Genomic DNA, 13093 nt, shown 5'->3' with positions numbered 1-13093 from the left:
TTCAATAAAATCGCGTGATAACCTATAAACATCAATGCTTATATTTAACTCAGGATGCCGACTGTTCGCACAAATAAGGTATGCGATCCAGGAAATCTGTTATCAATTTATCAATATTTCCCTGGACGTTATCGGTGAAGGTACCATTGGTGCGGTTAGCAACGATCGTGCTGATTGACAAACATCGATGTCCAAATAAACGACCAAGACCCAGTATAGCAGCCGTCTCCATTTCAAGATTGGTTATCTTCAAATCAGCAAACTTGAATTCGGCCAGCTTGTTTAAAAAATCAGGATAACGAAGAGGCAGACGAATATTTCTTCCCTGCGGCCCATAAAAACCGCTACAGGTCGCAGTAATGCCTATAGTGCCCATACCTTCAAAACCATCTATCAAATCCGGGCATGATTCAGCCACAAAAAAAGGAATATCTTCCTCCAACAAATAATTATCAAGCGACGCTCTTAAATCACCAAGGTTTGTAGATAACTCGTAGCTGTAGTAATCAAGTAATGAATCAAATCCTACAGCATAGCGGCTAATCACAATATCTCCCGGCTCACTGTCTCTTCCCAGCCCGCCGGTTGTGCCAAGACGTACTATATTCAGAGATTTTGTTGACTCTCGAATTTCACGCATTTCCAAATCGATATTAGCCAAAGCGTCGATTTCCGTCATAACAATATCGATATTAGGCATGCCGATACCAGTCGATATCACACTCAGGCGATGAGAGCCAATAAACCCGGTATGCGTAACAAATTCTCGATGCTCTCTTTTAAATTCAATTTTATCAAAGTGTTGACTCACCTGACGAACCCGTGCAGGATCGCCTACTGTGATAATAAAATCAGCAATTTCTTCTGAGCGTAAGTTGAGATGATATACTGCTTTACGATGATTTAACGGTAATTCTGCTGGCCTTATCATATTATGTCCTATTAAAATTTTGTTAATTACCCGATAATTATCCATACTGATATGAATTCACTGCCGGATAAAATTGACTGTAAAGAGGCATTTTTATATAGTTCTGCGCACTGACGCAAGCGAGAAAGGCTGTCAAGCCACAAAAAATTTAGGAGACGCGATGACAAATAAAATTGCACAACTTGGTATAGACGGTCATGACACCATTGAGCTTCCAATTTATAGTCCAACGCTTGGCAATGACGTTGTTGATATAAACAAGCTAGCCACGGCCGGCCTCTTTACCTACGATCCAGGCTTTGTAGCTACAGCCTCTTGTGAATCAAAAATTACTTATATTGACGGAGAAAAAGGGATATTGCTTTATAGAGGTTATCCCATTGAACAGTTAGCAGAGAAAAAAGATTTCCTGGATATTAGTTATCTTTTGCTAAATGGTGAACTACCTGATGAACAGGAAAAGCAGGCTTTTGTTGGTTTAATTAATAACCATACCATGGTGCATCAGCAGATGTATAATTTTTTGAACGGCTTTCGCCGGGATGCGCATCCAATGGCCATTATGGTAGGTATTGTTGGTGCTCTCTCTGCTTTTTATCATGATTCAATGGATTTAAATAATCAGCATGATCGCTATATTTCCGCCATACGTCTGATTGCAAAAATGCCTACCTTGGCAGCAATGAGTTATAAATACTCAATCGGTCAACCTTATATGTATCCACAAAATAAAATGTCCTATGCAGAGAATTTTTTGCATATGATGTTTGCCGTACCGTCGGATGATATTATACCTGATCCTGTTATTGTTGATGCAATGGACAAGATTTTTATCCTGCATGCTGATCATGAACAAAATGCCTCAACTTCAACTGTAAGACTTGCTGGTTCAACCGGTGCAAATCCTTTTGCCTGTATTTCAGCTGGTATAGGCGCTTTATGGGGACCTGCTCATGGGGGGGCTAATGAAGCCTGTCTTAACATGCTGAAAGAAATTGGTGATGTCAAACATATTAATCACTATATTAAACGTGCCAAAGATAAAGATGATCCGTTCCGCTTGATGGGATTTGGGCATCGGGTTTATAAAAGCTATGATCCTCGTGCAAAAGTCATGCGTAAAACCTGTTATGAAGTACTTAATGCCGTTGGTGCCCATGATGCCCCTTTATTCAAATTAGCATTGGAACTTGAGCGGATTGCATTGGAAGATGACTATTTTATTGAGAAAAAACTTTACCCCAATGTAGATTTTTATTCAGGAATTACATTAAGTGCTATAGGTATTCCTACTAATATGTACACTGTTATTTTCGCCCTGGCGAGAACTGTCGGCTGGATGTCGCATTGGATGGAAATGGTAGCCAACAAGACTAAAATTGGCAGGCCACGTCAGCTTTATACTGGTGAGAAACAAAGAGACGTTATTTAAACAGTAGTAGCTGGCTGTATCTATTGTCGTAATTATTACCATAAAAAGCCCGCGTAAATATCGCGGGCACTCAAAATAAAGTAACAGGAACCATGTCGTCCTTGATTAGTTTTTTTGACAGTCATTTTCATATTATTGATCCTCGTTTTCCACTCCTGCCTAACGATAATTACTTACCCTCCCCATTTACATGCAGTGATTATTTTAAGCACTTAAGAAGCTTTAATTTACTCGGGGGTGCTGTAGTATCCGGGTCTTTTCAAGGCTTTGATCAACAGTATCTTCTTGCAAGCTTGCAAGAACTAGGCTCTCATTTTGTAGGTGTTACCCAATTACCGCTTTCTGTCACTGATGATGACATCTTAAAACTAAATGCCGCCGGTGTTCGTGCAGTCCGGTTCAACCTTCGCCGAGGAGGATCGGAAGGTGTTAGCAATTTAAAAAACTTTGCACAACGAATTTATGACATTGCGAAATGGCATGTTGAACTGTATGTTGATTCATCAGAATTAACAGACTTGGCAACGGTTTTACTAAAATTACCTGCCGTAAGTATTGACCATCTTGGTTTGGCAAAAGAAGGACTCCCCACTCTGCTTTCTTTGGTAGAACATGGTGTCAAGGTCAAAGCCTCTGGTTTTGGCCGAATTAACTTCAACCCGGCAAAAGCATTAAAAGAAATTGCAGCAGCAAATCCTGATGCCTTAATTTTCGGTACCGACCTACCCTCCACAAGAGCACCACGGCCATTTCATACTCAAGACTTGAAACTTATTATCGATACATTAGATGAAAAGCTAGTCCAAAAAATTCTTTACCAAAACGCATTAACTTTCTATCAACCAAAAACCACTCCCACCCTGCCAACCTGATGGATTACTCTCTAATCGTTTGGAGAAACTTCCTCAGACAATCCAGGCTCATCGCTAATCATACAGGTATCCCCATAATCAATAGCACCCATAGCGATTCCATAGTAATTTTCGCTATGTGGCTGTAACGACAGGCGTGAATAATTGGGATTGTACAGAACACAGTTATTGGGAGTTTGTTTTTCCAAATACAAGCGTGTCACCAGTTTTTGTCTCTTCCTGGGAGTCAGACAATGTCGCGTAAGATTTCTTAAAAACTGGCGACACGCTTGTTAATAATGATGAAGGTACATTAAAAAAAACAGGCTCTTTTGATTTAGATAAAAATCCATAATTACTTAGGCTCTCAGAATATGCTTTTTCAGCATCCTTAATTTTTTCTTTTATCAATGGGTTCAGTCTGCCAAAAAACCAATCTGTTTCATCACTAGATTTTTCTTCCTCTGCTCTTTTCAGTGTATCAATTGCTGCCTTGTAATTTTCATTTTTTAAATAATAAGCGCCGACAAAAAAACAATAGGCCAAGCGGTAGGCTGGGACACTGGTTTTACTCAGTATCTCTTGCAGTTCCTTTAGGGTATTTTTTGCTTTCTCCATATTCTTGGAGTAATTTGCGTATAACCAGAATCGACTTATTTTTGCATTAAAGAGCAAATCAATACATTCTTGTTTCTCTGTTTCTGACGTATCAACTTTATTTATTAAATTTAAACTAAGTGCTTCGCTAGCCTGATAATTTTTTTCACTTAGTTCAAAATTTTCAGTAGGTTTATAATTTCTGTGTTGATAAGCTTTTGCAATTAGATATTGCGCATTAATTTTTCCATTTTGAAAAGTAGTAGAATTTAGTTGATAGTCAATTTCAGCCAGAATCCGATCGCAAACATCGAAATTCCGCATACAACTATGGTAATCAAACAGTTTTACTCTTAATGTAAGTAACGACTGTGGTGGATGATCGTTCTGGGTTGCCAGATATTTTTCTATTACAGGAAGAAGTTGATTTTTTTGTATATGACCAACCATATTTATACAATTTTGAGAGAGATTTGTTTCGATAAATTTATCTAAGGGAATTAATTCTTTCATAATAGTCCATATTATTAAGTAACGATAACTCTTTTGTCGTTTTGAAAACCACTTTCTGCTTGAGTGAGGTAAATAGCACGCCTATTTAACGAACTCAAGCAGAAATTTGAGCAAGTCAGCCTGAATGTGCAGTCGGTAAAAGATAAGTACAGAGAGCCTAACGTTTGGGTTGAACTGCCTCTTGTTGAACCTGTTTAATTTGTTGTTGAAGATTGCTTTGAATTTGTTTCATTTGTTCTTGTGTTTGGGCATTTACTTTTTGTATCTGAGCTTGCAGTTCAGATTGCATCTGCTTCATTTGCGTTTGAAGCTGTGAGCTTAGCTTGTCAATTTGTTGCTGCTGTTGGGTTTGTAATTGCTTTAATTGGGCTTGTAACTGACTGTTTAATTGCTGAATCTGCTGTGAAGGAGAACCAGTTAACTCTGCAGCAGTTGCATTCAGACTTTGAGAAAACGGTATCAGGGTAACTGAAGAAAAGAGAACCATAGCCATTTTTTTCATTATTCTACTCCATTGAATAAACATAGAACCCCTACTTTAACGAATTTAATACTGAATGGAAACAAGGTTCTTGAAAATAAAAAATTAATGCGAACAGTTATTCATTAAAGTTATGATTTGAGAAGTAAAGCTTGTACGCAAATAAAATCCTCGGGGTAAGGTTAATATTTTATTTCCTTCATAATCAAAACCATAACAAAGCGATCTTGCATTCGCTGCTTTTGGCCTGACTTGCAGGTACTGGCCTATTTGAGCACTTATTTCCTCCAGGTGTCCAGTACCAATCATCGAAGTTAATTCTTGCCAATCACTTGAAAGAATAGCCTCCTGAGTCGCATCAGGAGACCATAAAAGTCCGCGTCCTATACGTCGATGTTCATAAGGAATTGCTTTATCCCCTTCTATTGGCAACCATAAAACACGTTTCAATTTTGCATAACACTGAGAAGTCAACCACTGTTGATGGTGCACAGTTAATAAAGGAATACTGGTTATGAAGGTTGATTCTGCGGGTTTACCTTCGTTATTAAGAGGTAATGTTTTAAGCTCTATTCCTAAATGGAGGAAATCAGGTGCGGATTTTGTACCTGCAGTAGCACCTAAAGCTAATTCAATAGCAAGTCCTGCCCATCCCTTACGCTTCGGTGGAGCAGTAGGAATAGGAATTTGTAATAGTGATGCCAGTTGCCTGAAGCTTAAACCCTCTATTAGATGGCAGCGCTCGAGAAGCTCTTCCTCATTGCTCAATGTTTTGTTTAGGGAAGAAAGATGCATGTTCACCCTCTTTTAATTCAATACTAATAGGTGGTATGGGAGGCTTGATCCCTGCTGCTTTAAACTGGGCTGTAATCGCAAATAAAACATTGGATCGTACTTCAAAGCGAGTATGTAATTGTACGTTAATGAAATAACGTACTTCAAACTCAATCAAAGCGTCATCAATTTGTTTTAAAAATACCTGTGGGGGTGGTTCATTGACAATTTCAGGAATAACCGCAAGAACGTCCAAAATCAGCTGCTGAACCATTACAGGATCATCTGATCGGTTTACCTTAACAGGGATAACCGTTCGTACAATGCTATCCTGGTGGGTCCAATTGGTAAAAGGTTTGTTAAATGTCTCAGCATTGGGGATAAGCACTTCCATGTTATCCCACGAAGATACTCGCATTGAGCGGATACCAATATGAGCCACCTTGCCTTCATGATTACCAATGGTTATCAAGTCACCTTCTCTCACAGGACGCTCAATGAGCAGCATTAAACCACCGACTATATTGGAAGCAAAATCACGAAGTCCAAACCCCATGCCAACAGCAAGCCCCCCCACTACCATTGACATACCGCTAAAATCGAGCCCCAACACTCGCAAAGTAATAAAGCCACCAATCAGAATCACAGCATATTGGGTAAATACCGACAAGCTGTTACGAATACCCGCATCTTTGGCATCACGATAGAGCCAACGATAACAAAATTCACGAGTCCACTTTGCGGCCCAGGCAAATACTGAAAGCAGAATGAGGAATTCAAGAATACTGATGGGGGTAATATGAATCCCAGATAAGTTAACCAAAGGGTATTTACCAAATGTGATCATATTGGTAATAACAGCAGAATCAGAATGCCAGTCAAATAATTGGCATAAAATAAACAGACTTAAAATGAGTAACGTGATGCGTAGAATTTTATCGAGTGGCTTTAAAAAGATTTCAATCCACAACCAGCCATTGCGCATGGAAGAAATCATCCATTCGGATAAAAGCTCCAGAGCATCAACAAGCAGGCCGCGCGTAAGCACATACCCTGTAATAATAAACAAGATATATACCTCATAACGACTCATTGACCAGGCTAAATTAATATAGCCAATTAACCCAATCATTGCCGTCGTAAACAAGGTTAGAGGAATCAATATCACCAATAGCATGATTGCATTGCGAATGTACCTTTTTTTTGTTTTTAGTACAGGATGCAGTAAATGAGTAATAACTTCCCTGCTCTTCCAGCCAACTAAAGAGACAGCCAACAGGAACATCATAAATAAACGGTTAAAAATATCTTGTAAAATCATTGACAAAGGCAATAAATGACTGATTACCATTAATGCAGTTGTCCATCCTCCGGCGAGTAATAGCCATTTCAGCCGATAATACAAGCGCACATCAGTACCTGACGAATCAGTTATTCTTTCCAGTAAGACAAGGCGGGCGATTAGAATTAATGTCCGAAAAACAAGCCATACAAAAACCAAATTCAGGAATAATTGATAATTAGAGAACAAAATGTGGTTTAAGTATAATAAGGTTATTATTACCGCCGTTGTTGTCAAGTGTGGAACATTTCGGCTTAACAAAATAAGTGCACCATCATATAAGTGCCCTGACAACCTGGAGCGTTCCTTATCATGGGTTAGGCGCTTAAGTGCCTTATGCAGTCCATAAGCGCCAAGAATGATTAGCCCGATTAACCCCCACATTAATGTGGCAGGCCACCTGTCTTGCCATAAATAGTTGTCTTTAATTTTCAGACTCAGTGATTTTAAATAACTATAAAATTGTGCCGGGATATGAACCAGTTGTTCAATAATAGTTTGCCAGCTATCCCAATGATAGTCTGACAAGCTTTGCCTTACAGATAACTGTTTTTTTAATTCTTCCTGATGGTTCTCAAGATCTTCCTGCAAAGTTTGTTGCTGGATCGTAATGCCTTCTATTCTTGAGTTTACTATACGTAGAAGTGTGGCAAATTGTTGTTTTAAATTAGTGTCAGATAAATGAGCCCGCTCTTCAGTCAGTATTTGAACCATTTTTTTTAAAGACTGCTCTATGTCTGAAAGTTGGGTGATCGCTTCCTTGTAAGTGTCAGTAATTTTTTGCAAAGTCCTTATATCGGGCGTTTTTAATAACAAATAATCTGCTTTTACTAACTTTTTTTGCAAGTGCGTTTCGGCTATTTTATATTGAGTCAGGTTGATTACCTGGTTATTTAATAATAATTTTGCTTCCGCAATGAAACTTGAATTAAAGCCGGCATCTGTCTTTATTTCCTGTTGCAGTTTAATACTGTTCTCAAAAAGGCGACCAAGCGAATCATTCAACTTTTCCTCCTGGTCGCGTAATTTGTCCAAATGTTCCTGCATTTGCTCTTTTGACTGCCACAAATCCAATTGTTGTTTCTGGAAAGCTAACTCTTCCTGATAGTGGTTAGCCAGGGTCAAATTTTCTATAATCAATTCAATTGTTTTTTTGTTGACATTATTAAGTGTATTGATTTTTTCAATTTGTTCTTGATGGTTTCCCTGTGCTTGCTGTGATAAGGGCGTTTGCTGCAGGCGTTTCAGACGCTGTATAAAATCCTGTTGGAGTTGCTTTTGGTTAGCAAGAAAACTTTCAAGACTCGTAATCCTTGCATGATTGAGCATCATCAGGGAGCCATTTTCCTGTTGTTGCTTAAGGTAGGCAGCATGATTTTCTGGGGGGGAAAGCAATTTTATTTCGTTAATGGCAAGGGTTAGCTTAATTTTCTCCTGGGCAAGGTATTCTATTAGTTTGCTTGCACTCGTTTCGTTTTTGGCAAACACTGCACCTGGCATTAACCAGCCTGCTATTAGACAAAAAACCAAAAACAACCAGCATGGGAGTTTTAACTTCATGCTGGTCCTATAGTACTTATCTTTATTTCGAGACAGTAGGTGCAAGGCGAATTCCTAACTCATTAAGCTGTGCATCACCTGTTGATGAGGGTGCACTGGTTAAAAGGCAAGATGCTGACTGGGTTTTGGGGAAAGCAATAACATCACGTATCGAACTCGAATTGGTTAACAACATTGCCAACCGGTCAATCCCTAACGCAATACCGCCATGTGGGGGACAACCATATTCCAAAGCATCAAGCAAGAAACCGAATTTATCTTTTGCTTCCTGTTCTTTTATCCCTAGCAAATCAAACACAGCTTGTTGCAATTGTGGTTGGTGAATCCGAATTGAACCACCGCCAATTTCATAGCCATTAATGACAATATCATAAGCTCTGGCTAATGTTCTGGTTGGATTTTGCCTAAGCGACTCTATCGATAACTCCTGTGGCGATGTAAATGGGTGATGTACCGGCTGTAATTCATTTGTTTTAACATCGACTTCAAACATAGGCCAATCAACAACCCACAATAGCCGCCAGCCTGGCTCAATCAGGTTATTGTCATGACCTAATTTTACCCGTAAGGCTCCCATCGATTCATTAACGATTTGTGCCTGATCTGCCCCGAAGAAAATAACATCACCGGTTTGAGCGTTTACGCGATCAAGAATTGCAAGGAGGCTTTCTTCAGAGAAGAACTTTACAATGGGCGACTGTAGCCCTTGAACTCCCTGCGCTATATCATTTACCTTGATATAGGCTAATCCTTTGGCCCCATAAATACCAACAAATTGAGCATAGTCATCAAGTGCTTTACGGCTTAAACCGATACCATTCGGTAACTTTAAAGCAGCCACCCTTCCCTCTGGACTATTAGCCGCAGCCGCAAATACATTAAAATCACAATTTTTCACCAAATCTGCTACGTCAACCAATTCCAAAGGAATTCTTAAATCTGGTTTATCGCTACCAAAACGGCGGATTGCTTCAGCGTAAGTCAATCGAGGCAATTTCTCAGGTAACTCTACTTGTAAAATCTCCTTGAAAACTTTCTGGAGCATGCCTTCAATAAGCTGTTGCACGGCTTCCTCATTAATGAATGCCATTTCAATATCAAGCTGAGTAAACTCAGGTTGTCTGTCGGCTCGCAAATCTTCATCACGAAAACAACGTACGATCTGGTAGTACTTATCAAAACCTGACATCATCAATAACTGCTTGAACAATTGTGGTGATTGGGGCAGTGCGTAAAATTGGCCTGGATGTACTCTCGATGGTACCAGGTAATCTCGTGCGCCTTCTGGTGTTGCTTTGGTAAGCATAGGCGTTTCAATGTCCAGAAAATCCTGAGCATTTAAATATTCCCTTATACAACGAGTCAGATGATGGCGAAGAGTCAGGTTATGCTGCATTTCGTTACGCCTTAGATCCAGGTAGCGATAGCGGTAACGTAGATCGTCACTGGTAGTTTGATGATCGTCAGGTAAAAATGGAGGGGTTTGAGACTGGTTTAATATTTCAAGTTCCATACCAAGAATTTCAATGCGGCCAGTAGCCATTTTTTCATTGACCATACCTTGAGGACGATGGCGGACGGTTCCTTTTATTAGTATTACATATTCATGACGTAATTTTTCCGCAATGGCGAATACTTCTTTTAATTCTGGCTCATATACCACCTGAACCAGTCCAGACTGATCGCGTATATCAAGAAAAATAACCCCTCCATGATCCCGGCGATTATGAACCCAGCCGCAAATATTAACGGATTGCCCAATCATTGTTTCATTTACACTAGTGCAATAATGTGATCTCATAAAACCGCCTGTTTATATCATTAAATTTTTAATTTCCGGAGAGGTTTCTGCTGAGGGTGGCATAACCCCTAAAGAGATGATGAATTTTAGCGCTTCATCTACTGTCATTGATATTTCAATAGCATCTTTTTTAGGTATCATTACCAAAAAACCGGAGGTAGGATTAGGTGTCGTTGGTATGAAAAGCGATAGCATTTCTTCCCCGGTATGTTTTGAGATGCGGGCATTATTAGTTCCTGTCTGGAAAGCAATGCTAAAGATTCCTTTGCGGGGATACTCTATCAGCAGCACTTTGCGAAAGGCTTGACTGTTAGTAGCGAATAATGCATGAATAACTTGTTTGGCCGCATTATAAACGGATCGCACCAAAGGAATTTTAGCAAGGATTCTCTCGCCAAAACTAACCAGGCGTTGCCCCAGATAATTAGTCGCTATAATCCCGGTTACCAAAATAATCACGAGCGAAAGAATGACACCTAATCCCGGGATATGCATACCTACCAAACGGTCAGGTTGATAAGCATCCGGGAGTAAGGCCATTGTTTTATCGAGTAGTTCAATAAGGAAACGTATTACGATAAAAGTAACAACTATAGGTAACCAAACAACTAACCCGGCAAGTAAATAGCGGCGAAATATTTTTGACTTCAATCTTTATCACCTTTTGTTTCGGTTTTAACGGGCGATGAATCAGCTGCTTTTTTATCGCCTGCTTTTATTTCTGTAGTATCTGTTTTCTTTTGGGTGTCTTTATTTTTAAAATCCGTTGCATACCACCCTGTCCCTTTTAATTGGAACCCTGCCGCCGAAACCAGACGTACGGCTTTGTCTTCAAAGCACTGCGGGCATTGTTTAGCAGGGGTATCGCTAATTTTTTGCATCAAATCAAAATGGTGATGGCAACTTTTACACTCATATTCATAAATTGGCATCAGTTATCTCCAAAAACTCATCTGTTATAAGCCATTCAGGTAATGTTGAATTATAGCTAACAAGCTAATCTTGAACAATAAAAGCTTTAACTTAACAACTAACAGAATTAAATGGATAACAGAACCATTGTATAATACCATTCAAAAATGTACAATATTGTAACAACAAAAGGAGATATCCTATGTTCCAATGGTTTGCAAGTCACCGAAAAAAAGAGGATACGGAGAAAGTAAGTCCAAATGAAACTAAGGAAAAATTCACTACTCAAACCAATATGCTGCGGCAGCATGGCTTGATAGAACCAGGACTTTGTAATCAGTTAACCAATGCTTTTATAGCGAGTGATATTGCCAAAGAAGCTCCGAATACATTGATTAATGATGGGCGATTGTTTTATCAGCGAGCAATTGAGCAAGCCGGAATTCAAAGAAAAATGCTTGATGAAGGAAATCCAAACTTCCGTTATCCTGCTTTTGAAAGTACAAAAACTGCCTATTCCATAGAAAAGGCTTCTCGTTCCCAGGTAACTGACCCTGATAACATTAGCAAATTATGTGGGAATTCAAAATACACAATGTTCTCAGTGCCTACCGAACATCATACGTCTCATATGGTTGGTCTTATCAAGGAAGGCGATACTTGCCGTTTTTTTGATGCCGACTTCCCTGGCGGTCTTGTCACGGAAGATTGTAAGAAGGTTCATTCCTTTATGGCAAAAATAATAGCGCGCACTTATCCAGAGAAAGAAAATATGGATGCCAGTATCGCTAAAAGTAGATGACCCTTATCTCTGATTAATTTTTCCCTGTAAACGCCATATTTCGCACAAATGAACTATATTCATAATGGATAAATAATAGGAGATGACATGGCTGTTTCATCCAGGGTAATAAAGGCAATGCAACGAATGGCTGTAGCCAGTGGATTGGTTGGCGGAGCCTATGCATCATACGAAACATTTCGCCAGCCTTATCAGCCTAGAATATGGGATTACATGCAAGCGACCTGGGCGGTGGGTCGAGGAGTTACTACACCTCAGCCTCCTCCTGAAAAATGGCAAGATGAAAACAGAGAAATGCTTGATGCCATAGAACCACCTCCTGAAGTCAGGGGTGTTAATCGAGCATTGAACGAATATGGGGTTGGTTTAAATCCGACAGAGCTTGCTCTTTTTGTGATGCAGGCTGAGCATGGTAAGTATAGGCAGAGTCGTTTTTCCCCGGGGTTTGATTTGGCATCCGAAACTTTAATCGCCAAATCGTTCGGACGTGAGAAAAGTGAGATTATGGAGCAAGGAAAAATTGCTGCTGAGGTTGGATTAGATGAGGAGGCCATGGAGCCTATCAGAAAACAGGCTGCAGCAGCCGGGGTAGGACACTGGGCACATACCCTATATGGTGCTGTTAAAGCAACTTTCAGTTATGGCGCTATAAGCGAAGATACCTTGGGTGCTGGTAGTTATAACTCTATGGCTATTGATGAAAGTATGGATGAGATTGAACACCGAACTCAGGAAATACGTGAAAGAATAGCAGCAACTAAAGATATTAAGGGAGCACTGCAAGGGATGAAAGCTCAAACCCCTTCTCAAGAAGAGGAACAGCGGCATATATCTGCTCCAGAGCGATGATCGGTTCAAATACAGTTGGCCGGTAACTGACGTGGTTTCCCTTGCACCTGACTATAAGGGATCTGTAGTAGTTCAAACCTGATCTGACAGTTGCCGGTTTTTCAGAAGGTCAAATTTAGTTTATAAATTTTTCCATCCAGATTTGTTTGCTATCCATCAAAGTTTGTATTGGAGTACATCCGTAGCAAAGACTCTATTGATTATAAAATTTCAAACGAATACAATCAAAAGAATTTTTATTTAAGTGT

At 39.6% G+C, this 13093-nt stretch carries 13 protein-coding genes; 4 read left to right on the top strand and 9 right to left on the bottom strand.

From position 1 onward, the window contains the following. Positions 1–49 precede the first annotated feature (49 nt). Positions 50–931: a nucleoside phosphorylase gene (locus E1O65_RS07730; protein ID WP_133133025.1), complete on the bottom strand. Its 882-nt coding sequence runs from the start codon at positions 929–931 to the stop codon at positions 50–52. Between the two features lie 160 nt (positions 932–1091). Between E1O65_RS07730 and gltA the strand changes: the two genes are divergently transcribed. Together gltA and E1O65_RS07720 are read left to right on the top strand one after the other, a co-directional pair. Next, the gene (gltA, locus tag E1O65_RS07725) at positions 1092–2363 is read left to right on the top strand and encodes a citrate synthase (protein ID WP_133133024.1); all 1272 of its coding nucleotides are present in this window, start codon (positions 1092–1094) and stop codon (positions 2361–2363) included. A 92-nt stretch (positions 2364–2455) separates the two neighbouring features. Further along, positions 2456–3235 carry an amidohydrolase family protein gene (locus E1O65_RS07720; RefSeq protein WP_133133023.1) on the top strand — a complete coding sequence of 260 codons (780 nt, stop codon included), beginning with the start codon at positions 2456–2458 and terminating at the stop codon, positions 3233–3235. Between the two features lie 11 nt (positions 3236–3246). Here the strand turns inward: E1O65_RS07720 and E1O65_RS12585 are convergent, their stop codons facing one another. From E1O65_RS12585 to E1O65_RS07685, 8 genes are all read right to left on the bottom strand, one after another. Further along, the gene (locus tag E1O65_RS12585; protein WP_165474931.1) at positions 3247–3423 is read right to left on the bottom strand and encodes a hypothetical protein; all 177 of its coding nucleotides are present in this window, start codon (positions 3421–3423) and stop codon (positions 3247–3249) included. Beyond that, complete coding sequence (locus E1O65_RS07715; RefSeq protein ID WP_133133022.1) at positions 3401–4324, bottom strand: hypothetical protein; 924 nt, start codon at positions 4322–4324, stop codon at positions 3401–3403. Before E1O65_RS07715 ends, E1O65_RS12585 begins: the two co-directional genes overlap by 23 nt. 157 nt (positions 4325–4481) lie before the next feature. Continuing rightward, complete coding sequence (locus E1O65_RS07710; RefSeq protein WP_133133021.1) at positions 4482–4826, bottom strand: hypothetical protein; 345 nt, start codon at positions 4824–4826, stop codon at positions 4482–4484. Between the two features lie 84 nt (positions 4827–4910). After that, positions 4911–5600, bottom strand: a complete 690-nt coding sequence (gene mutH / locus E1O65_RS07705) for a DNA mismatch repair endonuclease MutH (RefSeq protein WP_133133020.1) — start codon at positions 5598–5600, stop codon at positions 4911–4913. Next, complete coding sequence (locus E1O65_RS07700; RefSeq protein ID WP_242601560.1) at positions 5563–8481, bottom strand: mechanosensitive ion channel domain-containing protein; 2919 nt, start codon at positions 8479–8481, stop codon at positions 5563–5565. Before E1O65_RS07700 ends, mutH begins: the two co-directional genes overlap by 38 nt. 22 nt (positions 8482–8503) lie before the next feature. Continuing rightward, positions 8504–10282 carry an aspartate--tRNA ligase gene (aspS, locus tag E1O65_RS07695; protein WP_133133019.1) on the bottom strand — a complete coding sequence of 593 codons (1779 nt, stop codon included), beginning with the start codon at positions 10280–10282 and terminating at the stop codon, positions 8504–8506. A gap of 12 nt (positions 10283–10294) precedes the next feature. Beyond that, positions 10295–10933 (bottom strand): DUF502 domain-containing protein, encoded by a 639-nt coding sequence (locus tag E1O65_RS07690; protein WP_133133018.1) that lies wholly within the window; start codon positions 10931–10933, stop codon positions 10295–10297. Next, a complete protein-coding gene (locus E1O65_RS07685; RefSeq protein ID WP_133133017.1) occupies positions 10930–11214 on the bottom strand; it encodes a zinc ribbon domain-containing protein in 285 nt (94 codons plus the stop codon). The genes E1O65_RS07690 and E1O65_RS07685 overlap by 4 nt, the downstream gene beginning before the upstream one ends. A 182-nt stretch (positions 11215–11396) precedes the next feature. Here E1O65_RS07685 and E1O65_RS07680 point away from each other — a divergent pair, with 182 nt between their 5' ends. Continuing rightward, positions 11397–11996 carry a hypothetical protein gene (locus E1O65_RS07680; protein ID WP_133133016.1) on the top strand — a complete coding sequence of 200 codons (600 nt, stop codon included), beginning with the start codon at positions 11397–11399 and terminating at the stop codon, positions 11994–11996. A gap of 87 nt (positions 11997–12083) precedes the next feature. Further along, positions 12084–12845, top strand: coding sequence for a hypothetical protein (locus E1O65_RS07675; RefSeq protein ID WP_133133015.1), 762 nt, complete (start codon positions 12084–12086; stop codon positions 12843–12845). The last annotated feature ends 248 nt before the right edge of the window (positions 12846–13093 follow it).

The sequence above is a fragment of the Legionella sp. W10-070 genome (assembly GCF_900640175.1).
In the GTDB taxonomy this organism is placed as follows: Bacteria; Pseudomonadota; Gammaproteobacteria; order Legionellales; family Legionellaceae; genus Tatlockia.
This window is presented reverse-complemented; position numbering and strand designations above follow the sequence as displayed.

Coding starts and splice junctions, on each gene's coding strand:
- E1O65_RS07715 (WP_133133022.1), bottom strand. CDS start 4,324: ATGAAAGAATTAATTCCCTTAGATAAATTTATCGAAACAAATCTCTCT.
- E1O65_RS07730 (WP_133133025.1), bottom strand. CDS start 931: ATGATAAGGCCAGCAGAATTACCGTTAAATCATCGTAAAGCAGTATAT.
- E1O65_RS07700 (WP_242601560.1), bottom strand. CDS start 8,481: ATGAAGTTAAAACTCCCATGCTGGTTGTTTTTGGTTTTTTGTCTAATA.
- aspS (WP_133133019.1), bottom strand. CDS start 10,282: ATGAGATCACATTATTGCACTAGTGTAAATGAAACAATGATTGGGCAA.
- E1O65_RS07710 (WP_133133021.1), bottom strand. CDS start 4,826: ATGAAAAAAATGGCTATGGTTCTCTTTTCTTCAGTTACCCTGATACCG.
- E1O65_RS07680 (WP_133133016.1), top strand. CDS start 11,397: ATGTTCCAATGGTTTGCAAGTCACCGAAAAAAAGAGGATACGGAGAAA.
- E1O65_RS07675 (WP_133133015.1), top strand. CDS start 12,084: ATGGCTGTTTCATCCAGGGTAATAAAGGCAATGCAACGAATGGCTGTA.
- gltA (WP_133133024.1), top strand. CDS start 1,092: ATGACAAATAAAATTGCACAACTTGGTATAGACGGTCATGACACCATT.
- E1O65_RS07685 (WP_133133017.1), bottom strand. CDS start 11,214: ATGCCAATTTATGAATATGAGTGTAAAAGTTGCCATCACCATTTTGAT.
- mutH (WP_133133020.1), bottom strand. CDS start 5,600: ATGCATCTTTCTTCCCTAAACAAAACATTGAGCAATGAGGAAGAGCTT.
- E1O65_RS07720 (WP_133133023.1), top strand. CDS start 2,456: ATGTCGTCCTTGATTAGTTTTTTTGACAGTCATTTTCATATTATTGAT.